This window comes from Agrobacterium leguminum, from assembly GCF_005144435.2.
GTDB classification, from domain to species: domain Bacteria; phylum Pseudomonadota; class Alphaproteobacteria; order Rhizobiales; family Rhizobiaceae; genus Agrobacterium; species Agrobacterium leguminum.
In genome coordinates this window covers 40,679-64,224 of record NZ_CP120214.1, presented here as the reverse complement: position 1 = coordinate 64,224, position 23,546 = coordinate 40,679, and the positions used below count along the sequence as shown (strand labels likewise).

At 61.3% G+C, this 23,546-nt stretch carries 28 protein-coding genes; 1 reads left to right on the top strand and 27 read right to left on the bottom strand.

What is annotated here, in order from left to right:
- Window positions 1-228: 228 nt before the first annotated feature.
- The 8 genes from CFBP4996_RS26520 to CFBP4996_RS26485 all read right to left on the bottom strand — a co-directional run bounded on the left by CFBP4996_RS26520 (window position 229) and on the right by CFBP4996_RS26485 (window position 5,010).
- Window positions 229-492, bottom strand: a complete 264-nt coding sequence (locus tag CFBP4996_RS26520) for a hypothetical protein (protein ID WP_137396167.1) — start codon at window positions 490-492, stop codon at window positions 229-231.
- Between the two features lie 329 nt (window positions 493-821).
- Complete coding sequence (locus tag CFBP4996_RS26515; protein WP_137396166.1) at window positions 822-1,037, bottom strand: hypothetical protein; 216 nt, start codon at window positions 1,035-1,037, stop codon at window positions 822-824.
- Between the two features lie 378 nt (window positions 1,038-1,415).
- Window positions 1,416-1,709, bottom strand: a complete 294-nt coding sequence (locus CFBP4996_RS26510) for a PDZ domain-containing protein (protein ID WP_137396165.1) — start codon at window positions 1,707-1,709, stop codon at window positions 1,416-1,418.
- 1 nt (window position 1,710) lies between these two features.
- Entirely contained in the window at window positions 1,711-2,103 is a 393-nt protein-coding gene (locus CFBP4996_RS26505; protein ID WP_137396164.1) for a DUF2958 domain-containing protein, read from the bottom strand.
- 355 nt (window positions 2,104-2,458) lie between these two features.
- A complete protein-coding gene (locus CFBP4996_RS26500) occupies window positions 2,459-2,656 on the bottom strand; it encodes a hypothetical protein (protein WP_137396163.1) in 198 nt (65 codons plus the stop codon).
- 454 nt (window positions 2,657-3,110) lie between these two features.
- Entirely contained in the window at window positions 3,111-4,124 is a 1,014-nt protein-coding gene (locus tag CFBP4996_RS26495) for a Fic/DOC family protein (RefSeq protein ID WP_137396162.1), read from the bottom strand.
- Window positions 4,125-4,241: 117 nt separating this feature from the next.
- Window positions 4,242-4,526: a hypothetical protein gene (locus CFBP4996_RS26490; protein ID WP_137396161.1), complete on the bottom strand. Its 285-nt coding sequence runs from the start codon at window positions 4,524-4,526 to the stop codon at window positions 4,242-4,244.
- 157 nt (window positions 4,527-4,683) lie between these two features.
- Complete coding sequence (locus CFBP4996_RS26485) at window positions 4,684-5,010, bottom strand: DUF736 domain-containing protein (protein ID WP_137396160.1); 327 nt, start codon at window positions 5,008-5,010, stop codon at window positions 4,684-4,686.
- Between the two features lie 741 nt (window positions 5,011-5,751).
- On the opposite strand from CFBP4996_RS26485, the gene CFBP4996_RS26480 reads away from it, so the two are divergent.
- Window positions 5,752-6,453 (top strand): SprT-like domain-containing protein, encoded by a 702-nt coding sequence (locus CFBP4996_RS26480; protein ID WP_137396159.1) that lies wholly within the window; start codon window positions 5,752-5,754, stop codon window positions 6,451-6,453.
- Between the two features lie 13 nt (window positions 6,454-6,466).
- On the opposite strand, the gene CFBP4996_RS26475 is transcribed toward CFBP4996_RS26480, so the two are convergent.
- The 19 genes from CFBP4996_RS26475 to CFBP4996_RS26385 all read right to left on the bottom strand — a co-directional run bounded on the left by CFBP4996_RS26475 (window position 6,467) and on the right by CFBP4996_RS26385 (window position 23,446).
- Entirely contained in the window at window positions 6,467-7,381 is a 915-nt protein-coding gene (locus CFBP4996_RS26475) for a DUF2493 domain-containing protein (RefSeq protein WP_137396170.1), read from the bottom strand.
- Window positions 7,382-7,666: 285 nt separating this feature from the next.
- Entirely contained in the window at window positions 7,667-8,692 is a 1,026-nt protein-coding gene (locus CFBP4996_RS26470; RefSeq protein ID WP_137396158.1) for a DUF7146 domain-containing protein, read from the bottom strand.
- Window positions 8,689-9,762, bottom strand: coding sequence for a phosphoadenosine phosphosulfate reductase domain-containing protein (locus CFBP4996_RS26465; RefSeq protein WP_137396157.1), 1,074 nt, complete (start codon window positions 9,760-9,762; stop codon window positions 8,689-8,691). Before CFBP4996_RS26465 ends, CFBP4996_RS26470 begins: the two co-directional genes overlap by 4 nt.
- Window positions 9,762-14,105 carry a strawberry notch family protein gene (locus CFBP4996_RS26460; protein WP_137396156.1) on the bottom strand — a complete coding sequence of 1,448 codons (4,344 nt, stop codon included), beginning with the start codon at window positions 14,103-14,105 and terminating at the stop codon, window positions 9,762-9,764. Before CFBP4996_RS26460 ends, CFBP4996_RS26465 begins: the two co-directional genes overlap by 1 nt.
- Before the next feature lie 78 nt (window positions 14,106-14,183).
- Complete coding sequence (locus tag CFBP4996_RS26455; protein ID WP_137396155.1) at window positions 14,184-14,684, bottom strand: DUF6878 family protein; 501 nt, start codon at window positions 14,682-14,684, stop codon at window positions 14,184-14,186.
- Between the two features lie 153 nt (window positions 14,685-14,837).
- A complete protein-coding gene (locus tag CFBP4996_RS26450; RefSeq protein ID WP_137396154.1) occupies window positions 14,838-15,155 on the bottom strand; it encodes a hypothetical protein in 318 nt (105 codons plus the stop codon).
- A 47-nt stretch (window positions 15,156-15,202) separates the two neighbouring features.
- Window positions 15,203-15,553 carry a hypothetical protein gene (locus CFBP4996_RS26445; protein WP_137396153.1) on the bottom strand — a complete coding sequence of 117 codons (351 nt, stop codon included), beginning with the start codon at window positions 15,551-15,553 and terminating at the stop codon, window positions 15,203-15,205.
- A 12-nt stretch (window positions 15,554-15,565) separates the two neighbouring features.
- Entirely contained in the window at window positions 15,566-15,934 is a 369-nt protein-coding gene (locus CFBP4996_RS26440) for a hypothetical protein (RefSeq protein WP_137396152.1), read from the bottom strand.
- A 117-nt stretch (window positions 15,935-16,051) separates the two neighbouring features.
- Window positions 16,052-16,357, bottom strand: coding sequence for a hypothetical protein (locus tag CFBP4996_RS26435; protein ID WP_137396151.1), 306 nt, complete (start codon window positions 16,355-16,357; stop codon window positions 16,052-16,054).
- A 9-nt stretch (window positions 16,358-16,366) separates the two neighbouring features.
- Window positions 16,367-16,606: a hypothetical protein gene (locus tag CFBP4996_RS26430; protein WP_137396150.1), complete on the bottom strand. Its 240-nt coding sequence runs from the start codon at window positions 16,604-16,606 to the stop codon at window positions 16,367-16,369.
- 23 nt (window positions 16,607-16,629) lie between these two features.
- The gene (locus CFBP4996_RS26425; RefSeq protein WP_137396149.1) at window positions 16,630-17,025 is read right to left on the bottom strand and encodes a DUF3085 domain-containing protein; all 396 of its coding nucleotides are present in this window, start codon (window positions 17,023-17,025) and stop codon (window positions 16,630-16,632) included.
- An 81-nt stretch (window positions 17,026-17,106) separates the two neighbouring features.
- Window positions 17,107-19,245, bottom strand: a complete 2,139-nt coding sequence (locus CFBP4996_RS26420) for a ParB/RepB/Spo0J family partition protein (RefSeq protein ID WP_137396148.1) — start codon at window positions 19,243-19,245, stop codon at window positions 17,107-17,109.
- Window positions 19,246-19,325: 80 nt separating this feature from the next.
- Window positions 19,326-19,898, bottom strand: coding sequence for a hypothetical protein (locus tag CFBP4996_RS26415; protein WP_137396147.1), 573 nt, complete (start codon window positions 19,896-19,898; stop codon window positions 19,326-19,328).
- A 94-nt stretch (window positions 19,899-19,992) separates the two neighbouring features.
- Window positions 19,993-20,223 (bottom strand): hypothetical protein, encoded by a 231-nt coding sequence (locus CFBP4996_RS26410; RefSeq protein ID WP_137396146.1) that lies wholly within the window; start codon window positions 20,221-20,223, stop codon window positions 19,993-19,995.
- Window positions 20,224-20,235: 12 nt separating this feature from the next.
- Window positions 20,236-20,667 carry a hypothetical protein gene (locus tag CFBP4996_RS26405; RefSeq protein ID WP_137396145.1) on the bottom strand — a complete coding sequence of 144 codons (432 nt, stop codon included), beginning with the start codon at window positions 20,665-20,667 and terminating at the stop codon, window positions 20,236-20,238.
- Window positions 20,657-20,911 (bottom strand): type II toxin-antitoxin system prevent-host-death family antitoxin, encoded by a 255-nt coding sequence (locus tag CFBP4996_RS26400; RefSeq protein ID WP_137396144.1) that lies wholly within the window; start codon window positions 20,909-20,911, stop codon window positions 20,657-20,659. The genes CFBP4996_RS26405 and CFBP4996_RS26400 overlap by 11 nt, the downstream gene beginning before the upstream one ends.
- Window positions 20,912-20,984: 73 nt before the next feature.
- Window positions 20,985-21,995: an adenine nucleotide alpha hydrolase family protein gene (locus CFBP4996_RS26395; protein ID WP_137396143.1), complete on the bottom strand. Its 1,011-nt coding sequence runs from the start codon at window positions 21,993-21,995 to the stop codon at window positions 20,985-20,987.
- Window positions 21,979-22,461 carry a hypothetical protein gene (locus CFBP4996_RS26390; protein WP_137396142.1) on the bottom strand — a complete coding sequence of 161 codons (483 nt, stop codon included), beginning with the start codon at window positions 22,459-22,461 and terminating at the stop codon, window positions 21,979-21,981. The genes CFBP4996_RS26395 and CFBP4996_RS26390 overlap by 17 nt, the downstream gene beginning before the upstream one ends.
- Before the next feature lie 40 nt (window positions 22,462-22,501).
- The gene (locus tag CFBP4996_RS26385; RefSeq protein ID WP_137396141.1) at window positions 22,502-23,446 is read right to left on the bottom strand and encodes an ArdC family protein; all 945 of its coding nucleotides are present in this window, start codon (window positions 23,444-23,446) and stop codon (window positions 22,502-22,504) included.
- Window positions 23,447-23,546 lie beyond the last annotated feature (100 nt).

The window sequence follows — 23,546 nt, the reverse complement described above, 5'->3', positions numbered from 1 at the left end:
TAGGTTCGCTCTCCGTATTGTTTGACGAAGTCGCGGCAGCGTCCATCTACCGGCCCGAAAGGCCGTGCGGATTTTCAATCCGCTCCTTGAGGTGAGGGGTGTTTGAGGGGAGAGGCGACTAGCATCTCCCCTCAAGAACGCGAGCGGGCTCGATGCCCGCGAGTGGTCACAGATGGGGGAAAATAGATTGAGCGAGAGGGAATGAACCCTCCCGCTCCGATGCATTCCTCAGCCGAATTCGCGGAGGATCTGTTCGTATTCGAGCGCCCTGGCTGCTTCGTCGATCTCGTAGTAGCTGTCGTCAAGATCACCTTCGGCTTCTCCGCAGGCTGTGCAGATGATGGTCTCGTAGGAGTTTATCGAGCCGGCTTCGCAGGCCTCCCAGAACCGCTCATGCGCCTCACCGCCGCAGTGACGGCATTCGATGACGGTCACTTCGTCGCTCAGTTCGTGCCCGCCCGGTTCGATGCAGCTGCCAAATACTGTGGTCATGGTGAACTCCTTCTGATCTATGACGCCAGTCGTCCACGCAGAACCGACGAGTGGGTCAAGGACCGCGCAGCGGCCGGCGGAGCCGGGGAGCGGGGGAGCCGATTTTCTGACGTCTAGCGAAGCGGCCCGAGCGCAAGCGAGGGTAGACGGCTGAAAATTGGGGGTACCGCTCATCCTTGAGGCGGGAGGAGGGGCCAGTACAATGGGAAGTCATAGAGAGTAGATAACGTTTGCTTTGGGCACCCCCTGTGAAGGCAGCGCGGCCCGCTCGATGCGGGCTGCGCTGCCAACAATCGCGTCCGTCGAGACGAATAGGAAAAGAGGGGGCGTCACCGCCCCTCTCCCTCGGCAGCAACCAGAGCCTCCAGAGCGGTCTCCATTCCTGCGATCTGCTGCTGTGCTTCGATGCGCTCGCGCTTCGGAAGGCCGCTGCGCAGTTCGATGTTGGAGAGCCAGATGGCCTCGCGCAGCTCGTCCTGAGCGTAGAAGTGGCCGCGGAATTCAACGCGGATGATGTCGTTCGCGGAAGTGATCTGATTGGACATTGTGAACCTCATGATTTGATCCGTTCTCTTCGTCGAGAACGGAGAGGTCCCGGCATTCGGATAGCGAGGGTCAAGGACCGCGCAGCGGCCGGCAGAGCCGGGGAGCGGGGGAGCCGATTTTCTGACGTCTAGCGAAGCGGCCCGAGCGCAAGCGAGGGTAGGCGGCTGAAAATTGGGGGAACCGCTCATCCTTGAGGCTCGCGTGGACGGATGGCACACTAGTTAAGTCGAGACGGAAAAGCCTGTCGGCGCCGAAGGCGTCGACTCCGCATCCGGCCGGAGGCCGGCATAGGGGCGCGCAAGATCAGGCGCAAAGTAGGCGATAGAAAAGGCCCCTGCGCTGGTGACACAGGAGCCTTCGGAGGAGGGACCGCAGCATCAGTCCTCCGGCGTTAGCCCGAGGCGGGCGAGAACCGCAGCCGGGTCATCCAGGCAATCGCCGCGCCAGTCGGGCCGCTCCGCGCAGGCATAGGCATACTGAGAGATTGTCGCGGAGGATGTTTCGGGCAGAAGGGTGTAGCCGAGATCCATGAAATCTCGGACGAGCTGCGGCGCGCAACCGCGGTGACCGGCCCCGCAACGATCAGCTGTCGAGGCGGTTACAATGGATGCACCGGCCAGGACGCCGGACGGTGCGAGGGTGATTGCGAGGGCGAAGAGAGCGCGTTTCATGTCATTCTCCTTTCGTTTCGTATGTTTCGATGTAGCCCCGGGCGCGGGCATCGGCGGCATATTCCGAGAGCGTCCGAGAGGGGAGGAAGGTGCAATCACGGTCTGCGTGAACGCCGCAGGGGCCGACGTAGGTTTTCAGCTCCTCAAGGGAGACGTAACCCAATTCCGGAGAGCCTTGGCCGGTATCGCACAAACCAAAGAGGCAATCCTCGGCCTCGTCATATTCCGTCACAAGCCATATCGCCCGGCCGGTTGGCATCCAGAGCTTTAGGACCGGACGGAAATCGACCGGTTCGAGATCGGCCCCACGCCGATCGAGGTTCTTGCGGAAATTCGCCTTCAATCGGTCAAGCGCAACGGCGGGGATCAGCTCGTAGGCAGGATCAAGTGTCATATCGTTCTCCTTTTCGTCTCAATGACGAAAGGAGGCAACTTTTGTCGACGCGCGGGTCAAGGACCGCGAAAGCGGCCGGCGGAGCCGGGGAGCGGGGGAGCCGATTTTCTGACGCCTAGCGAAGCGGCCCGAGCGCAGCGAGGGTAGGCGGCTGAAAATTGGGGGAACCGCTCATCCTTGAGGCGCAAGGAGAGAGAAGTATACTGGGACGGCATGGAGAGAGGGGGAAGCACGACCGCGACCAGCGGTCGTGACCGTGTCCGGCCGGGGGCCGGCTGATGTGAGCCGCAGGCGCAGGTGGAGCTGACTGGCATGGGAAAGCCTCGCCCTGGGCTACAGGGCGAGGCTTGGTCGGTCACTGCGGCTTGCAGGTGTCGCCGGCCTTTCGATCGAACTCGACCTGGTAGGTGACCTCCAGTTTAGCAATGAACGGAAGCGACAGACCGACGGTGATTTTTAGCTGGCCCTTTTGGGTCAGCTTGGCGAGTTGCCGATTGATGTAGAGGCGAAGTCGGCGACCGGTTTTCTGGCAGAAGGTTACGAGCGTTTTCATGAGGGGTTTTCCTCCAAAGTGGTTTTGCGCAATTGCGTAGCTCGAGGACCGCTGGAACGGCCAAGCAGCACCGCGAAGCGGTCGCAACGGAGCGGAGCGGAGAGGAGAACCCTTTAGGGTTGCGCTTGGACGGGCCAGCGGTAGAGTGCGTAGCGATAGGATTGCGCAGAGCCGCTTTGGAGGACGCCGACGGCAACGCGGGATTCGAAGCCAGATGGCGCCGGCCTCTACAACAATCGGCAACTCGCCATCGGCCGCAAGGACGATTGCCGTCACACTGTTGCTGGAGTGGGCGTGGACGCCATTGAGCGTGGTCGTATCTGACGGGCCGGCGACACCTGCAAGCCGCACGAGCGATCGTAACCCGAATGGGCCGAGACCCGCTTGCGGGGCTCGGTCGCGCAGCGATAGAGCGCGGTCGCGTCAAGCGACGTGCCCTGGATCGTGTCGAAAATCAGCGTGATCGATACTTTGTCGGAGATTCAGGCGGAGCGAGCTTGATCGTTTTTTCCGGCTTATCGCTCGAGCCTCTATCCTTGGGATCCGGCGCGCTCTTGTCGTCGCTCCGGCCTTTGTCAGCCGCTGATTTCTCTGCGCCTTTTTCGGATCGTGATTTCGAGGTGAACTCGTGCTCGATCGCGACATTCACCCGATCGTTGGTCTGCGGCGTCTTGGGAAAGTTCTTCACGTCGACGGCGTGAACGCCTCGTGCATTTGCAACGATGGCGGTGTCGTAGCTAACGGTCAGGACCTGGCCTTTCAGTTCGTCGCCCTTCTTCGGAATCTGGACTTCGGGTTTGCCCATCATCCGCAGCATTTGCGCCGTCATGCTGGTGACGCGGCCAAGCTCAGGGTGGTTGCGATCCTTCTCGATCTGATGCGCCTGCAGCACGCGCTTTGCAAAATCCTTGCCGTCCCCAACCGTGGCCTTCGCAAGGAAGTCTCGGGTCTCACTCGCGGCCGGCCACATGGTTTCCCGGTCGAGCTCGAAACCTCGTTCCTTCGCGAACTGATGCATGAAGACGCCGATCGCCCTGGTGTTGCCCTCACGAAAGGCATGAGCTTGCCAGACATTGCTGATCAGTTTCGTGAAATGAGCTGCAGATTGGGCCTTGTTGCTGTCGTCCCAGCGGAACCTGCCAAGTTCCTTCGTATCGTGGTCGAGCAGCTGGTCCATGACCTTGTGATCGCCATACTTCACGGAAGCGCCACTAAGTACCGGTTCGGGCTTTGACATATTGTAGGTTCGCTGTTGGCCGGCGAACGGATAGACGTCTTGGAAGATCCGCCGATGAATCTCCATCAAGTGCTGCCTGTCAAAGTTGCCCTTGACGGGATTTAGCTCAAGATCGCGAAGCGCCTTCTTGGTCGTGACCTGTTCGCGAACATTAAGCTGTTCCTGGTCGCGGACGCCAAATTTGTTGATGAGAACCGAAGTGCCGGGATAGCAATAGGGATCTTGGGCCATGGTCACCGAATAACGTCATTGAATACGGCGCGATTTGAATCGCTTTAGGCCCCGCGGTCAATCTTGACGCGAGGCGAAGAACCGAAATGCAAGCAGGGAAAAGGAAAAAGCGGCCGATCAGGCCGCTTTTGAGTGTTTGTAGGCGATGTAACGGTCGCCGAGTTCGAAGGCCTCGTCCATGGTCAGGATGCCATGCTCCTCGAGGGCGGAGAGGAACTCTTCGAACGGACCGAGTTCGTTGCCAGAGCCGCGCATGATCGCCAGGCTGCCGCGATCGACATCGTCGGTCATCGCTTCGCGGTGGCGCGAAAAGACATCGAGGTCTCCAGTGCTGAAGAACTCGGCGAACACGGCGTCAGCCTGTTCGCGCGTGGCGATGAAATCGGGAACGTGGTCGAGCATGGCGCCTCTCTTTCGAGGCTGAATATAGTGATTTCTGCCATGGTTTTCAACGCTTAGTGGTGTGGTGGCGGGCATCGAGGTCGCTCCTTTGATGGTCCGAGGCGGCTGGCGCAGAAAGCCCCGCCCAGTGGGGCGGGGGTTTTCCGATGCTGGCCGGTTAGTGTGCCGGCGGGTTCCAGATCATGACGTATTCGCCTTCCTTGCCGCCCGGGGCCGGTGCGATGTTGGCGTAGAGGGTGCCAAACTCGGGGGCGCGCAGCGAGACGGAGATGTACTCGGCGCCGGTGCGTTGGGAGGTTCGGACCCAGGCTGCGCCCAGTTCGAAGCCGTTGCGGTTGGCGAGGACGCGGTAGTCGGGTTCCTGGCTGTTTTCGTCCTTCTTGGCATTCTCGACGATGGTGATCGGGCAGCGGATGGCGAGGGTAGCGAGGGTACCGACGAAGCCCTTTTCGTTCTGGGTGAGGCGAGCGATGGTTGCGGACATTGAAGTTCTCCTTTGCTGATCGGGATCATTCCCGTGAACGCCCCATGAAAAAGCGCCAGACGGAAAGCTGGTCATGGAGGGATGAAATCCCGGAGCTTGACCCATGCCTGTGCCAGCGGCGGGAGGGGGATCACCCACCCGCAGGGCGGTGCGAAGCGCCGTGATCGCGTGAGCGATTATGGGGATACCCGCCGATGGCTTGCCCGAAGGGTCAGGCGTGGGTTGACCGGATTGACGGCGGTGGTTCGAATAAGGGGCGTCACTGGGAATGAATTCGGGGGCCAGCACGGAGAACGGTGTCTGCGCGCTTCGTCTTTTCGCTCATCGATGGGAAAGGCCACGGGTCCATTTTCGGCTTTGACACATCAAGCGACCAATTCGGAATCCGAAATGCCAAGAATGACGAAAACTGCTCCCGCCGCGATCGGCCTGCCACCAAATGGCGGACACAGGGAGAACTCGTCCGTTGCAGCCAATCTTGCGCCGATGTCGCAGGCCTCCACCATTGTGCGCCGGTTTTGGATTGCCGTCCGACGGCGCCCGGCCTGGTCGGCTGGTGACGCGTCGGTCTGATCTGGCCCTCCGGATTCGGCGCTGCGAGGTATTGCCACCACCCCACTGGGCGGGGCTGTCGTGAGAGAAGATCGGACCAACAAAGGGACTGGATCGTCCGGACCCACACTAGGAATGGTGCAGCGCTTGTGGCAAAATAATTGTATCGTACGAAACAAGAGGCGAGCGATGATCAACCCGACGAAGAAGACGTATACTGGCCTCGCTCGCGCCTATGCCCTTTTCAACGAGGAACTGTTCGGGGGCGAGCTGCCGGCTTGCCTGATCACGATGCAGAGGGTGAAGAAAGCCTACGGCTATTTCGCGGGCGGCCGTTTCGGCTCGAAGGACGGCGCCGTGGTCACGGATGAAATCGCGCTGAACCCAGCGCACTTCAGCCTGCGCACGACCGAGCAGATTCTTTCGACACTGGTGCACGAGATGGTGCACCTCTGGCAGCATCATTTCGGCAAGCCGTCACGCGGCGGTTATCATAATCGCGAGTGGGCGGAAAAGATGCATGCGGTCGGGCTCGTTCCGTCGTCAAGCGGAGAGCCTGGAGGTAAGGAAACCGGGCAGCGCGTCACGCACTACATCGCCGACGGCGGGCCTTTCCAGCGGGTGTTTTCAAGACTGGAGGAGGAGGGCTTCGACGCCTTCTTCATTGAGCTGTGGGACGATGCGAAGAAACAAGCCGCACGTGCCAAAAAGACTGCGAGCAAGACCTGCTATACATGCCCGTCCTGTGGCCTGAATGCCTGGGCAAAGCCGAACGCCCGATTGATGTGCGCCGACTGCGTAATGGCGCTTCAGCCGCCTGCGCAGCAAACTGAGCCGGAGGAAGAAGAACGACCTGCCATCGAGGAAGCTCGAGAGCAGGTCGAAGCCTGATATGCGGCGCCCATCAGGACGCCGCCTTGCTGCCGATCCGCTTGACGGGGATGCCGAGAGCGCGTGCCTTGTCGACGAGGTTGTCGTTGATACCGGTTCCCGGGCAGGCGATAACGCCGATCGGCATGGTTTCCAGTAGGGTATCGTTGCGTTTGAAGGGGGCAGCCTTGCGATGTGCCTTCCAGTCCGGCTTGAAAGCCACCTGGGTGACGCCGCGGGCTTCTGCCCATTTTGCCGCGATGAGTTCCGCGCCGGTCGGCGTTCCGCCATGGAGCAGGATCATGTCCGGATGCTTTGCGAACGTCTGATCGAGAACCTTCCAGATGGCGTCATAGTCCTGATAGTCGCCACCGGTGAAAGCGATGCGTGTGCCGGCAGGGCAATGAACTTCGTTTTCGGACCGGCGCTTTGCCGAGATGAAGTTCCGGCTGTCGATGACGGCCGCCGTGAGAGCCCGATGCGAGACCTTCGAGCCTGTGCGGGGAAGCCATGCGGAGCCGGTTTCGACCCGGTAGTGTTCGGCCGCGACATCGCGCATCGCCTCGAAGGCGTTCCGGCACTCGGTAAGCGAGAAGCCTTCGGACACCAGCTTTTCCAGTTCGACGCTCTTGACCTCTGAACCGTCTTGCTCGGCCAATGCAGTGCGTTGACGGCCTTCATTGTCATCGAGGCGCTTTTGGGTGTGTGCCAGACGGCGGTGGAAGATGTTGACGACGGACCAGAGCACTTCCTCGACCTCGTCCTCGAGGCGGGTGTCGGTGAAGATCGACTGGATCGCTTCGACCATTACCGCAACGCCGCCTTCGACGGCCTGGTGGTCGGGGAGGGGGCGGAAATCCGGCTCGTCGGAGTTGGGGCGCACGCCGTAGAGCGCGAGCTCGTCGAGGAGGGCGGCCGTCGGACTGGAAGTGGAAGCAAGGTGCGGCATCATGGTTTCGGTCCTTTTGCTGTGGCCTGCGCGGCCTGGAATGAGGCGATAAGAACCCGGAGGAGAGCGCACACACCCGTAGGGCCGAAGCGAAGCGGAGGACGCCGGAGCGCAAAAAATTGCTGCGCGAGGAGCCGGTTTACCGGCGGGGAATTTTTTGCAGGAGACGGCGTTGTGTGTGATCGAGGGCGCCTCCGCGCCCGACCCGTAGGGTTATATCGCGAACTCATCCAGGTCGTGCGGGCCACAGCTCAGGCCGGCTGGCACGCCCGGACCTTTCTCGTTTCAGGCCCTCGCCAGTGTCCCGCATCGAGCTTTCTCGACCGCGGTTTGCAGACGCTCTCGCAGGACCGTGAGCCCGTCCTCCCGCAGATCGTCATTGAAGTCGTTGCGCTGTGGCACGAGGTCGAATACCGCGATCCCGAGAGATTCGGCCCGCCGGCGCAGGAGAATGGCAGCGCGCTCGCCCGCCTCGTCATTATCACGGGCGATCCACAGACGCTTGAGGTGGGCCGGGGGCATGAACTGGGCAAGGTGCGTGGCCGTAAGGCAGGCGCAGACGTCCAGAACTGGAATGGCGGTTGCGATCGACAGCACCGTTTCGACGCCTTCGCCGGCGACAAGCTCCTCTCCGGCCGACCCGTGTTGAAACCTTACCGCATTTCCCGCCAGATTGCCGATGACGCGTTTCGGCTCGGCAATGGCCGCGATGCGTGCGGTTGCAGGATCGAGCCATGTGCGGGCGCAACCAGTGACCCGCCCCTGGTTGTCGGTAATGGCGGCGAGGAGGGCAGGAAGTTGCCGGGTCTGGTCAGTCTCGTCGCGATAATAGACCGCATGATGGTAGCGCAGGGCGGTCCCGAACCGCGCGACGCCACGCGCACGGAGATAGCGCTCCGCAAGCGTGTTTTGGATTGGCCGCCCGATCGCGAGCAGCTTGCGTGCTGCGGTGGACCGATCGGATCCGGATCGGGACATGCGGGTTTGCGAACCACTGCGGGCAGAGACCGGCTCGCTACGGCCGAGAAATCGGCGGGCTTCAGAAAAGACATCCCCCCAAGACGGGGTGGCAAGGCGTTCCTCGATGATATCGAGAAGGTCGCCATGCTCGCCCGTTGCGTGGTCCACCCACTTTCCGGGCTGGCGGCCGGCCGAATGTTTCAGCCGGATCGCAAGGCTGCGACCTGGATCCCCATGCTTGTTGCCGACGAGCCAGTAATTCCCGACCTTCCGGCCTGCGGGGAGCCAAGAGCGGCAAAAGGCTTCCGCTCGTTCGGCGAGAGCGCGTGAAATATCGGTGGCGGTGTTCATGCTACCTCCGCGAGTTTTGTTGAGTTGTTGGCCGCAAGGAGCTCGGCATAGCGAGCGTGGATACTCTCTCGATCGAGGAATCGAGAGGCAAAGCCCAGAGAATAGGAAACCTCTTGCCGTACCTCTGCCAGCAGATCGGCCTCCTGGTCAGTCAGCATGCGCTGCGGCCAGCCCTTCACGTAAAGCATCGGTTTGGTGATGCGGGCCTCCGCCTGTACGCGCGCGAAAGCGGCTGCTTTCCCATGGGCAAATGCCGCGCGAGCGGCATCATTCAGGAGATGCGGTGCGATATCCCCCAACCAACGGGAACCTTGAAATGCGAAGGTGCTGCGCGCCTCCAGCGCGACCATGCGGCGATAAAGGTCGTGCGCTTCCGGTTGGGCTGACGCCGCAATGAGATCCTTCAGACTGGACATGATGCAGAAACGGCACGAGACGCGAGACATGCCGAAGTGCCGGTATGCAGGATGCGGCAGCAGTCCGCTCCGATCGATGGCCGCAAAGACTTCCGCCTCGCTCCATTCGACGATGGGGCGCCATGTCCAGATGCGGCCATTAAGGTCCGCATTGGCAATGGTCGCCTTCGCTCGGGCTGCGCTTTCATCACGTCGAACGCCAGTGACGTTGATGATGCGCTGCCCGGGGAACCGACGCTTTAGCTCGGCTATGATGACATGGGTCTTCTGCTCGGAAGTGCAAAAGCGCATGGCGGGCGTCGACCAGCACGGAACGAGGGTGACGGTCGAGAGAGACTGGTAGCGCTCGAGGCTGGATTGCCAGCGAGCTTCCCATCGTTCCATGAGGCCGCCGGACTTGCGGCGAACGACAGCAAGTTCGACGCCGAGATAGGATGCCAATTCACGGCAGATGCGAGGCGAGGCATCCCATTCGACGGATCCGAGATCGGCATGAACGAGTAATCGCGGGCCGGTATGACCGATCCTGTCCAGGTGGGAGAAGGTCGCCAGTGCCGATGCCTGGCTGTCTTTTCCGCCTGATACGCCGATCGCGACGGGCGAGCCGTCGGCAATCAGCATGTCGATGTGCGACGTTGTTGCGATCGCGTCCATCACGCGGCCTCCGAATGATCAATCATCCGATGACGCTGGATCAGTTTCTCGAGCACATCGGGATTGCCAGCGGGAGCAAAGAGCCTGGTCGTCCAGGAAATGATCTCGGTGAAGCAGCCGATCGCCTTGAGCGCGGGAAGCGCCGACGGCGTATGACCGGTGATCTCGAGGCGGTATTCGCCCATGACGCGGGAGCGTTTCAGGGCGAGTCCGCCTTCGATGTCCACCGTCGAACCGCGGACCATGACTGTCTCGAGCATATCGGCCGGGCTCATATCCACGGCAATATCGAGGCCAAGCGACCGGAACACCGTGGAGAGTTGGTCGGCCGTGACCAGGCGCCCAAGGATGCGCTCGCCATCATGGGCCTCCAGACGATAGACGCGGCAATTTTCGTCGGGGAGCCGTTTCCAGATCGGCAAGAGCAGGCCTGAGATCAGCGTAATCCGCCGCGTGGAGAACTCGGGTATCTGGGCGAGCTCGTTGGTCCAGGCCAGTTCGAAGTCCGTATCTGAAGCCGGATGCCATTGCGTCAGCTCAAGCTCGGATTCGAACAGCCGTTCACGGTGCATCGGCCGGGTGATCTGCACACGCCGGATCGGAGTGCCGTCCTCGTCCATGACGCTCGGCGCCGGCTGCATTAAAGCAGCGCGGCCGGATTTGGCGTTGACCAACAGGGCGGCCGAACGGTCGCAACCGACGATCTGACGAACAGTCTCGAGCGAAAGCGGCGCATTGCGGGTAGTTTCATTGATCGTCAGCGCCAGAGTCGTTGCGCCGCTGGCTGCGTGTTGGTGGATGACGCGGCGTTCGACGACGTCGAAGCGCTCGGCCGTCAGGATTTCCAGCCCGACGTCGAGGGTGCCGGCGCGCGTTGCGTCGTCGATTATTTTGTCGAGCAACATTTCGAACGTTTCGAAAATGGCGTTCTGCATGTCGATCGTCAGCGCGAGGCAACGATTGAGGAACTGCGAGATGGGCGGCAGTTCATCGAGCAGGGAGCCGGCCGAATCGACGATATTCAGGGCTGTCAGATCGGTGAACTCTGTGAGCGAGCAGGCGTCGACCTTTCCCCGCACGAGATTCGAGTAGAATTGGCGCAGAGCGGCCCGCGCATAGGGGCTCTCAAGGTTGTCTTCCGCCCGGAACATGCCTTGTCCGCCGGTTTGGCGCTGGCCCTTGGTGATGGCTCCGAGAGTGTCCAGCCTGCGGGCGATCGTGGAGAGGAAGCGTTTTTCGCCCTTCACGTTGGTTGCGCATGGCCGGAAGAGCGGAGGCTGCTTCTGATTGGTCCTGTGCGTCCGGCCAAGTCCTTGAATGGCGTTATCGGCACGCCAGCCCGGCTCGAGCAGATAATGAACGCGCAGGCGCTGATTTCTGACTGTCAGCTCCGCGTGATAGGATCGGCCTGTGCCGCCGGCGTCCGAGAAGACGAGGATGCGTTTGGTGTCGTCCATGAATGCGTGGGCTTCGCCGAGATTGGCGGACCCTGGACGGCGTTCGACGGCCAGACGGCCGTCGTGGGTCCGCACGATGCGGCGTGTGCGACCGGTGACTTCCGCGACGCGATCCTTGCCGAAGTGCCAGAGGATCTGATCAAGAGCGCCGTGTACCGCAGGAAGCGCGCAAAGATGCTCGATCAGGCTGTCGCGCCGTTCCAGTGCTTCGCGGCATTGAATCGGATTGCCGTTGGCGTCGAGAGCAGGACGTGACCGGAGATTTCCGTCGTCGTCCGTGTAAGGCTCGAAGAGCTGCGTCGGGAAGGAATGGGCGAGATAGTCGATGACATATTCGCGGGGAGTGATGTCCAGCGTAAGGTCGGACCACTCGGAGGCGGGGATCTCGGAGAGGCGCCGATCGAGCAGGGCCTCGCTCGTCGACACGATCTGGATGACGGCCGAGTGACCGGCCGCCATGTCGCCCTCGATCGCACGGATAAGAGAGGGGCACTTCATCGCCGTGATGAGGTGATTGAAGAACCTCTGCTTGTTGCTTTCGAAGGCGCTGCGAGCGGCGGACTTGGCCTGCCTGTTGAGGGTGCCTTCATCGGAGGTGATGCCCGACGCGAGAAGCGCCTGTTCCAGGTTCTGGTGGATGATCTGAAATGCGCCGGCGTAATCGTCATAGATGCGGCGCTGCGCGTCCGTGAGCTCATGGACGAGCATTTCGTATTCGACGCCCTCGAACGAGATGGACCGGGCGATGTAGAGGCCGAGAGCTTTGAGGTCGCGGGATATGACCTCCATCGCCGCGATACCGCCAGATTCCATGGCGGCGACGAAGTCGGCCCGGTTGACGAAGGGAAAATCGCCGGTTCCCCACAGACCAAGGCGACTGGCGTAAGCCAGATTGCCGACGGTCGTCGCACCCGTCGCGGAGACATAAACAACGCGGGCGTCCGGAGCGGCATTCTGCAGCCGGAGCCCTGAAAGGCCCTGCTCCGATGGCTTCTTTTCGCCGCGCTCACCTTTGTCGCCGGCTGCATTTGCCATTGCGTGAGCTTCGTCGAAGGCGATGACCCCGTCGAAATCGGGACCCAACCACTCCACGATCTGCGTCAGCCGGCTCGCCTTCAGCGTTCCGTCGCCGTCCTGGCGCTCGGAAGTGCGCAAGGTGGCGTAGGTGATGAAGAGAATTCCTCGCTCGAGCTTGATGGGAGCGCCTTGGCGGAAGCGGCCCAATGGCACGATATCGGACGCAGCGCCACCGAGCGCAGTCCAGTCGCGAACTGCGTCTTCGATCAGCTTGTCGGATTTTGAAACCCAGACTGCCCGTTGGCGACCTTTGAGGAAATTGTCCATGATAATGCCGGCGACCTGGCGACCTTTGCCGCAACCGGTCCCATCACCGAGATACCAGCCGCGGCGGAGGCAGAAGGAGCCGGATGCGTCTTCGGGCGCGGCCTTCAGCTGATCGTAGGTGTCGTTGACGGTATAGGTTCCGGAGAGATGGGCACCATGGGCCTCGCCGGCATAGATGACGCTTTCCAGCTGAGCATCCGAGAGAACGCCGGCTGAGATAAGCGATTTCGGCAAGGTCGGCCGGTAGGTCGGAAGGGGAGGGGCGATGGACGCCATCGCGGCCGACTGCACCAACGCCGTCGGATGGGGGACGGCCTCGGGGATTGCGATCGCCTGAACGCGATATGGCTCGTAGAGGCCTGCAGGCTGAGCGTGCTCATCAGCCTCGTGGACGCGCGGCGCATAGTCGAGCTCCACGGTCTCGGCCTTATCGAGGGGATGGCGCGCAGCTTCGGAGGCTGCAGCACGCGCCTGCGCCCGCGCCTTGTCGCGCAGCGATGCAATCGCGCTGGCGGGGTTTACCGGTCGGATAGAGACCGACGAGGATACCGAAAGACGCCGGGCCGGAACCTCGGTGACGACACGGGCCAGCAGCTCGGCGCAAGACTGGGCGGGCTCGGCGTGAAGCGAGGCGGCGGTTTCGTCCCCGGTCATCTTGTCGATCACCGTCAGGCGCGTTTCGAAGGTGGTGCCGTGGCTGGCGTAGATCCTGCCCGCTATCGGTGAACTGAAGCGGATCGTGGCCCGGTCTTCGATGGAGCGGAAGAAATCGCCCCATTGACTGGAAGCAGGTGCGAAATTGGCGCCGGAGATCATGACCAGGCGGCCGCCTTCTGCGAGGCGAGCCAACGCAGAGCGGACATGCTGCATGGTCGCGGCCCGGAACCGGCCCTCGACATTCGGTGCGGCCGAAAAAGGCGGGTTCATGAGAATGGCGGACGGGGAGAGGGATGGCGCCAGCCGGTCATGGATGGTGGCGGCGTCGTGGCGCGTGACCTCTTGGTCGAAGAGTTCGGCCAAGAGGTGGGCGCGGTCTTCCGCAATTTCATTGAGAAGAAGTTGCGCGCCGGCAATCCTCGCGAAGCAGGCGAGGATCCCCGTGCCGGCGGATGGTTCGAGAACCAGGTCGCCGGCGGAGAGGGCGGCTGCGTGAGCGGCGACAAAAGCCAGCGGGAGAGGGGTGGAAAACTGCTGAAGGCGCTGCGATTCTTCTGAGCGCCGCGTCTGGGACGGAACAAGCGCCGCTATTTTTTCCAGCATCTTCAGTTCGCTGAGCGGATCTGCAGACTGGCGACGGATGCGAGCGCCATATTTGATCATGAAAAGGATCTGGGCGCATTCCAGGGCTTCATAGGCGTCCTTCCAGACCCAGGCGCCATTCGTATCGCTGTCGCCATAGGCGTTTTCGACGGCGGTGCGCAGCATGTCCGTCGAAATTGGTTTACCAGTCTCTATGAGGGGGAGGAGCGCGCGGGCAGCTTCGAGCAGCGGTGCGGCGCGCGGGACGATTATTGCGGAAGAGGGGCGGAAGGAAACGTTCATGGAGGCCTCCGAGGGTTGCGGAATCCTCCCGGCGGCTCTCTTTGGCCGCAGGAAGGCTTGCCCTTCCCGGCCTGCCTCTCACTCTCTTGACGGATTGGCAGTAGCGCCGGCCGCTCCTCTGCCCCGGGGAGCAAGCGCAAGCGAGCGAGCTGCAACGTTGAAGATGATGCTGTCCAGGTTGGTGAAGTCGCCGGAAGAAGAACCGTAGCTCTGCTCGATGTAGTCCATGGCAAGGCGCTCGATCGCGTGCGGGAATGAAAGGTCGAGAGTTACGGGCTGTTCGAGGCTCCAGAGCGCGATCGGAAGCGTGATGGGATTTTCTGGAAGGTGCGCTGCGCGATCGGCGGCAATGACTGCGAGGTCCCCGATGGGACCTTCGTCGTCGTCGCGATCGAAGTTGACGATCACGAAGGAGACGCCGGCGCCGGCGAGAGCATCGAAGACGGCGGCTCTGTTTCGGTTTCGCAGCTGGGCGGATAGAACGCGGAACTGACGAAGGTTGGTTTCGTAGCGCGACAGGGCGTCATCCAAAGAAGTTTCTGTTTCCACCATACGGGCGGAAAGGGCGAGGGCTGCCATGGGCGGTCTCCTGGGACGGAAGGGAAGACCGGCTCTCGAACTCTCTCTTTCGGCTCGGCCGGTCCACTCTCTTTCCGGCCCGCCTCTGGCTCTTCAGATGAAAAGAAAAAGGGCGCCACCTGGGCGCCCGATATGTGCAGCGGCATTCTTTGCTTAAGCTGCGCGATCCCACAGACCTTGAGAAAGCTCATCAGCGATCATGGTGTGCGCCTTTTCCAAGACATCAGCTCCGGATTTTTCGATATGGTCGAAGAAGCGGGCGTTGGGACCGTTATGGCACCAGTCCGCATAATAGCAGTAGCGGCGTTCCGACAGGCTGAAGGCGAGGAGATCCATAGCCCAATGGGGCTTTGGTTCGACGACGACGGAGAGGCCGCTGCGCGTCTCCCGCCACGGGAGGTATCGTTCTGGCGGCAGATGCTGCCGATCGAGCGCAAAAATATGTTCGACGCTGAAACCTTGCTGATTCATGGGAAGATCTCCGATCTTGAAGTTGCCGTTCCGGGGCCGTCGTTAGTTCATCCGCCGATCATATCGGGGATGACCGGTGCTGGCTCGTTGATGCCAAGGCGGGCCCGCAATCTGTTGATCGCGGCTGTCTGGCGCTCGATCTTGCGCCGAAGAGCATCCACCTCGGTGCGTCGGCTTTCGAAGACGGCGTCCATGCAGTCGCGGTAGTGACGTTCGTCGGCATTGGTCCATGTGGAAGCATGCCGACCGAACTGGCGGACTTTGTTGCGGTTCTTGATCGTCATGCTCTCAGCTTCTGAACGAATTTGACGATCGATGATTTTGAGGTGCCGGCAGTTGACGCGGCAGGCCTCTTCCATGCTCGAGAGCGCAAGCTTGGCCTGAGTATAGGAGTTCATCGCCGCCTCCTGTCAGCCATCGAGGCCGGTTTCGACGGGACGAGGGGGCATGTGATAGACTTCGGCTCCAGCCTGCCGATAAGCGTCCATGACATGATAGAGCGGAACGAAGGATAGCGAGTTCCAGGGCTTGGGGTCTGCTGCGCGGCCGACGGCAATCATCGGGCCACTGCAGGCGAGATTGGCGACAACGCCGAAATCGACCATTCGGCTATCGTAAACCGGAAGACCTGCGTCGATGGCTTCTGCTTTGATGGTCTCGCAGTCGTAGCCGCTGAGGGTGCTTAAACCGAAGTGCAGGGAAAAGCCGCCGCGGCCGATTTGGAGATGACCGCCTTCGCTGGCAAGGGCCTGTTCGATATAAGTTGCATAGTGCGTCATGGTCGTGCTCCACGACGAGCGCCGGCGTGCCTGCCACGCGGGCTGGAAAACTCGTCACGGACACAAGGGCCGCCCTTTGACCAAAGGCGGCCCACGTCAGGTTTTCGGTCTGATGGTCTACCGCACCAGACCGAGTTGCTCGGCAATGCCGGGAGGGGTGGGCGTGCTCGATTCCTTGATGAGCGAAACCACGGTGTCCTTCGACATGCCGGAAAGATCGTAGCCTTGCGCACGGGCTTCGACGACAATGCTTTCGAGGCTCGGGAATTCCTCGAGCTGCATTCCGAGCCAAAGTTCGTTTTCTTCCGTCTCGGGATCGGGGAAGGCCTGCAGGAAGAAGGTCCGAAGCGGCGGATCATAGCCTATGACGGCGTTTGGATCGGCTTTGTCGCCTTTGGTGACGGTGACAGGATGGCGGCTCATGTCGTTCTCCTATGATTGGATATCTGGACGATCGTGAAGTTTGACGATGGCCTCGATGGCATCGTCGTATGCTTTGCGTGCGGCCCCTTGGTCCGCTCTGAACCGCCTATTCGCCTCTTCCATCAGCCGCCGATTGCGATCTTCGGCCTTGTCGAGCCTTGCCCTGGCTCGATCCATGGCGGCTTTATATCTGGCCTCGATCTTGGCGGCCTTCTTGTCGTCCCAGGTTCCGTACTTGTTGCTGCCCATAGGTCGCGTCTCCAGCGGCTGATTTATTTGGAATCAAAGATGGCGGGATGGGTTTGCAGACCCACCGTCATGGTGGTCGAGGCGAATTCGACAATGAGCGAACTGCCCACGTCAACAGCGTCTCGAACGATTTCCTCGTCAATGAACTCGCAACCGCGGACGCAACCGAAAGAAATGCGCTTGGCGGATGACCATTGCTCGAAGGGCATGATGGTAGGATCACATTCGATGGCATAGACGACCCTTTGTTCTCCCTCGACAAAACGACCGTTGTGCATGAGGTAGACGCCCTGGTCACCGATCAGCCAGAAGCCTGCGGGATCCTTGATGCCCCATCTGAGGCGAAGCCCTTGGCTCCATCGTATTTCGGCTTCTGCGAGCAGCTTGCGCAGTTGGGGATGGGGAAACGTCAGTCGCATGGGAACATCTCCTGAGCGTTGATGTGTAAACGGCCCGGCGATGAGCCGGGCCGTGGGTTTCTGTCTCCTCGATCGAAGCCGTCAGGCGGCGTTGTCCTTCAGGAAGGCCGGGATATCGTCTTCATCGATCTCCTGATCGGCTTCCTGCAGGGCGGCGTCCTGGTCGGTGGCACCTTCAGACACGTCGACGGTTTCATCATCGTCGCCATCCGGCCCCTCCTCGTCGTAGGAGAAGTCCGCGTCAGCTGCTTGCTCGGTGATGACCCCGGAGAAGGCCATGCCGTCGGGCAACCAGACGGAGGTCTTGGCGGCCGTCTCTGGCGTGAGGCCGGCTGATGCGCGAGGATCCTCGCTGAAAGCCTGTTCCATCGCCGCCGCGATGACGGGCTTTTTGTCCTTCGCCTTGTCATCGGCCCACCGATTACCGATCAGGTCGCGTGCGAGCTTGATCGCATGGTCCTTCTTGGTCCGGCTCCAGTAATTTTCAGCAGTCGGCCTCCAGCACGCACCTGTGTCGACGGCCATGCGATGGCCGATTGCTTCGACGACGGGGTTGGGCTTGTTGTCGGTGGCGAGCTGCTGAATGACCCCGTGGCCGACACACCAGGCAAAGAGCGCCTGCTTGTCGCTTTCCGGCAGGGAGCACATCGCCTCGAAATCCTGCGGGCTCGTGAGAGACCGCCATTCGACGTTCAGACCGTCCCGGGTTGCCTGCAGCATCCGCGCCGCGACCGTATCGACGATGGCCTCGCGGCTCTGATAGGTCTCGGCGTGCTTGATCGACACATCGATGGGCGTTGTCTTATAGCCATTTTCGCCCAGAACGCGGGTGCACATGGAATAGAGCATCACGTCGAACGCGGTGGCGAAGTCGGCCGCCAGATGCGCCTTCAGGATCTGGTGGCGCGTTGCTCGCAGATCATCTGCCAGCGAAGCGGAGATCCCCTGTTCTTTCCGTGCCTCGGCGGCCGGATTCGGATCATCGGAACGGATGGTCGAGGACGATACCGGGAGCCGGATCACCGGACCGTCATTTGCCGGGCTTTCGTCTCCGTCGGTGCTCGGGACCTTCTTCGGCAGGTCCTCTGGACGGACAAGGCCGGCCTCGATCCGGAACTGACCGCTATGGTCGAGAGTGACGATGACGCCGGCGATCGCCTTCTGCTCGGCTGTGAAGACCTGGTCGTTGGCGAAGAGCAACCGGAGCTCTTCGACGCGTGCGGCCGCGGCGTCTTCTTCTGCCTGCAGCTCCTCCGTCCAGGTTTCCTCATCGTACTGGTTGGACAGGGCCTCGAGTCGTGCTTCGAGCTGCTCGAATTCCGCGACCTGGGCAGGGTCCGGCTCGACGGGCTCGGGGTAGACACGGCCAAACGGCCGCAGAGTGTCATATGCGACCTCGAGCTGAGCATCGGCCCACTTCCACTCGTTGGCCAGTTCGTCCACTTTGGTCTGCAGCTTTTCGAGAGCAAGCTTTTCGAGCAGACCGCTGTCGCAAAAATGGACGCTATCGTTGTCGGAAAACAGATCCCGCAGGATCGCCCCGCCCGCAGTCTGATACGCGTCAATACCGACGAAACGGGCGAGCTTGGAGCTGCCATGGTAGGTGCGCTGCGTCAGGGCTGCCTTGATGTTTTGAGTGTAAAATCCATAGGAACGACTGGAGAGCTCCTCCCACACCTCGTTCTGCCGTCCGTGGTCGTCGGTGATGGAGAATGCCTGGACGGCTTCCAGGGTCATCTTGTCGGCGCGGAACGCTTCGATGATGACCGGAGAGACGCGGGCGAGCTTCATGCGGCGATCCACGAAATTCAGGGTGACGCCGAAACGGTTGGCGATCTCCTCGCGGCTCCAGCCCTTCTTTTCGAGGGCGTCGAAGGCCTCGAATTCGTCGGCCGGGTGCATGCCGGCCCTGACAAAGTTTTCGATGAGGGAGGTTTCTTCCGCCTGCTTTTTGGTTTCGACGATGCAGGGGATTTCCACGTCTGCGCTGATATGGCCTTCGGCGGCTAGGCGCTCGAGGACCGCGAGGCGTCGGCCGCCGGCGTGAACGTGATATCCGTTTCCGGATTTGTGAACGAGAAGGTTCTGCTTGATGCCGTCGGCTTTGATGCTGGCATAGAGCTCGTTGTCCGCCTCTTCGCTCGCCGCCGTTTTGCGAACATTGAGCGGGCTGCGGGTCAGCTTGTTGAGACCGATCATGGCGATGGTGGGCTTGGTCATTGCATGGCTCCTGAAGAGCCGGGCGGGAGAACTCTCTCCTCTTTTGGAGCCCGGTCATCCGGGCTCCCCTGCCTCTTACTCTAGGAAGCGCTGCTTGGGGCACCACGCTGGAGCCACCCTCTGAGGTCTCGGCGCATCACGCCGATCGGCCCATTGATCTCGGTTACCGTCGGGTTCTCCACCACACCTTTCAGTCGGATGAACCCCGGAAGAAAGGCGCGCATGACCTCGATATAGAGGTGTCCGCCGACGAAAGCGATGTCGTGGAAGGGGGCGCCACCGTATCGGGACAGCGATGCGATTTCGCAGCCCGGGTGCATTCCATATGTATCCGGACGGCGGGGCGATGGCGGCCGGGGCCACCTGGTCCCCATGCCGCCGGCGATCATCCGCTTCGCCAGGTCATCGGTGAGGCGGGCATTATAATTTTCGATCGGGACGGCCGAATCGCGAAAACCATAATGCGCCGACAGAAATGCGACCCGTGCCATGCTGCCTCGGGGATCGGTTACGCGCAGCGTCTGCCAAAGAGGGCCGTCATATCGATAAATGGCCGGCATATAGGCGGGCTCGACCTTCTTGGTGGCCGAACAGGCGAGAATCAGGAGGCGGCCGGGGGCAATGCCGGCCGGAGGGGAGGGGAAGGGGATCATGGAACGGCTCCTTTTGAGACGCCGGGCGGGAGGACTCTCTCTCCGCTTTGCAAGCCCGGCTCAAACGGGCTTGCCCCTTCCACTGCCTCTTTCGTTAGCCGGTTTCTTGCGTCTTCCCCTCTTGGCGGCGGATCTTCGCGTAGGATTTGAGACCGTCCTGGTTGTCGCGCACCCATTCGAGTGTTTTGAGGACGCATTCCAGACGCAGGACATGCTCAGCCATGGCGCTCTCGTCGCGTCCCCGCGATCGAAGGTGATCGCGCCGGCGTTGCTCGAGCAAATCCTTGATCTCGTCGATCTGTGCGTAGATGGAACGTTCAGCCATTTCGCGAAGGTTCTATCTGCGATCCACTCTGGCGCCGCCCTGCCTGAAGAGCGGCGCGGCCGCGGTGGCGAGGCGCTGCATGAAGCGCTTTCCGAAACGACCGACCGGATCCTGTGTGGTGTCGAAATAGAAGGATTTCTCGGCGATGTCGTAATTATACTCGCTTACCGTCACCCAACCCCTCTTCCAATCGGAGAGACCTGCCCGCCGGCATTCCATTTCGGGAATTTCGATGGCTTGCTGTCCGTGGCGGGGAGGTTGGCTCGAGATCGCGATGAGAGCCATGTGGGTTAGACCGTCCCTGGGGTTCACGGTAGCGAACAAAACGCAGATAGGCCGGTCCTTGCGGCCCTCGGTTTCACCCAGTTCGGCCTGCCATTTCCAGAGATAAGGGTACTCGACAACGGTTCCGACCTTAAGCAGTTCGTCCCGTTCAGTCCTCATATCCTTCTCCCTTCGCAAGACGATCGGCTTCGGCTTCGAAGAGAGCGGCTATTTCTGGCGGTGTTTCACCTGCGGCATAGACCCTGCGAGGGTCGTTTGCCCTGCGAAGATGGTCGTATTGTTCTGCAGTCATGAAGACGAACTTTCTCTTGCCACGGCGGGTGATGTCGACTGGGCCGGAATAGGCGGCCTCCACGACCTCGCCGGATTTGTTGCTAAGATCGGTGAGGGTAAAGCTGCGCATGGTGACGCTCTCCTGATAAGACTTGTCCACATTTTAGAGATTTTAGCTAAAATGGGCAAGTCGGATCGGGTCGTCACGCGGCGGGATGGGACCGACCATCGAGGGCATTGTCCGACGATCGCAAATTATCTGCGAGAGCAAGGAAGCGATCGCGATCGGCGTCGTCCCGTTTGACACGGAAGGCGTGATCGACCACCTCGTTGACCCTTGCCCACTGGTTCCATGCGAAACTGCGTCCAAGACCGACGGTCGTGGACGAGCTTGGGAAGCGATCGGCGTTTTGCACCAGATCGTCCCACGTCGCGCCGAATTCGATTGCGTCGAACCGGCTGTGTTTTCCGGTGAGGGCGTTGCGCTCGAGGAGAAGGGCGCGCTCGAGCAGATCCGGATGATGAGCGGCAAGCCAGTAGAGCTCCCACTGCTTAGACGCAGGGCAGAAAAAGCAGGCTGATTTGATCGGGACCATGCCGGCGCCGAGGACCCCGGTGATTATCCGGACGCAGTCGGAGCGCGTCCAGCCGAGGATCTGCAGCGGATAGGCGTAGTCGAAATCTGCGTCGGCGCTGGCAAGGTTGCGCGATCGGCGGATGTCGGCAGGACCGCAATCATAACCGATCAGCTTCACGATGCGTTGGCCTGTCCGCTGCGCCTCGATCCAGACGGGGTGAGGCGCTGCGGCATTGGGGCCGGATCTCGAACCTTTCAGGACCTGGTCCTGCGGCTTCTGCTTCCATTTGATGCTGCAGGACTTCATGCCGAAGGCAAGCGAGGGCAGCGTCTCGTTGGCGATGCAATTGCCATAGAGGTCGGTGTAGCCCGTCGAGGCGAGCGGGGTCTTGCGGCAGATGATGATCGGTGGCCAGCCCCATTCCATGAGTATCGCGTTCATGAGCTCGAGGTGGGCGAGCGTTTCGGGCTTTTCGGCCCCAGTGTCGGCGAAAGTGATGATGTTGGGTCGAAGTCCAGCAAGGCGGAGCGCCACCAGCATGGCCGTCGAATCGACCCCCGATCCGAAGGAAACGGCGAGCGGGCGGCCGGCAAGGGCCGCCTGCAGCCGGCGTCGTTGATCAGGACGAAGCCGCATGGGCGCCTCCTGCCGTCGCGCGCAACTTCAGGGGCGGGAAGCCTTTGGCGCCAGTCCAGATTTCCAGATCGTCCAGATGCTTGCCTAAAGAGCCGTCGGCCAGGCGCTCGCGGATTTCCTTCAGATGCAGAACAGGGTGGAAAGAGGATGCGCAGGAGAATTCCTCGGGCGTCGCAAGGCCCGGGGTCCAATATTTGCCGCCGGCGTTCCACTCCGCATGGGAGTCGAAGCAGAATGAATAGGTGAGGCCGTGCGCCCTGCAGACGGCCACTGTGACTTCCGGGTCTCCGGAGCATTGGCCCTGGAAGATGAATTGCCCGTTGTTGCGGATGGCCTCGATAAGAACGTCATCGGGCGAGGCATCGTAGCCGTGGAAATCGTCGAAGAGGGCCTCGATGAGCGCGTCGACGCCTTCGCGATCGAGCTCGCCGCCGATGGTGATCTGGGTCCAGACATGGTCAGCCATGGTCGTAACCTTTCGTGGTCGGTAGAGATAGGGGAGGGGATCAGGCGGCCGCGGCGAGCGGCATATCGACTTCGGAGGAGGAGTCCGGCTGCAAGCTGTGCAGGAAGGTGACGGCTCGCTCGGCGTGGGCGGCCGCCTGGAAGATTGCACGCTTCTCATTTTTAAGGACCTTGAGCCAACTGCCGATATAAGCGGCGTGATCCTCGCGCGGCTTGTCCTCGAGGCCGAGATCCGCGCAAATCATCGATGCTGAAATTTCCGCGACCATCTCCTCCATCGCGTATCCCTCGTCGCCCCAGGTCTTGCGCCCGAAGTCGCGATCGAGGCGAGTGGAATGGCGAGTCCAGTGGGCCGTCTCATGCGCGAGCACGGACACGAAGGATTCCGCCGATTCGAATGACTCGAAGGGCGGCATTCCGATGAAATCTTCAGAGATCATGTAGAAGGCTTTGTTGCCGCCAACCCGAACGTCGGCGCCGGTGTTCGCAAAGAAGGCGTCGGCATGGGCGATGCGTTCCTTGGGCTCGACAGGCTCGATCATCGGCCTGAAATTTTCGGGCAACCCGTCGATCTGGTCGCAATTAAAGACGCAGTAGCCTTTGAGGAAGGGGATCCGCTGCTCGATCTCTTCGCCGTTAGCTCCCTCTTCGGTCTTTTCGATGGCGCCGGCATAGACGACGAGGGTGGATTTTTCGCCCTTGCGGACCTGGCCGCCGATTTCCTGTGACTGTTTATAAGTCATCCAGAAAGGCGAACTGTAGCCGTTCGCGGCGGCCTCCATCCAGAGGAGGACGGTGTTGATGCCGCGATATGGAACGCCGTTGTGGCGGAGCGGCCGGGTGGCGCAGCCATTCGCGCCCCACGGCTGGTGCCAGGGTCGAACGCCGGCCTCGAGTTGCTCCACGATTTTGTCAGTGATGCGCTGATAGACGTCCTTATCCGGACGGCGAACGGCGGACGCGGGTTTGCGAGCTTTGCTGGTCATCGTGCTTTCTCCGGTTCACGGGACCGGGGAAAGCCTCTCTCTCCCTCTCAGGCCCGTTCAATCGGGCCTGGATTTCCTCTCGCTCTATTTGTCCGCGCGC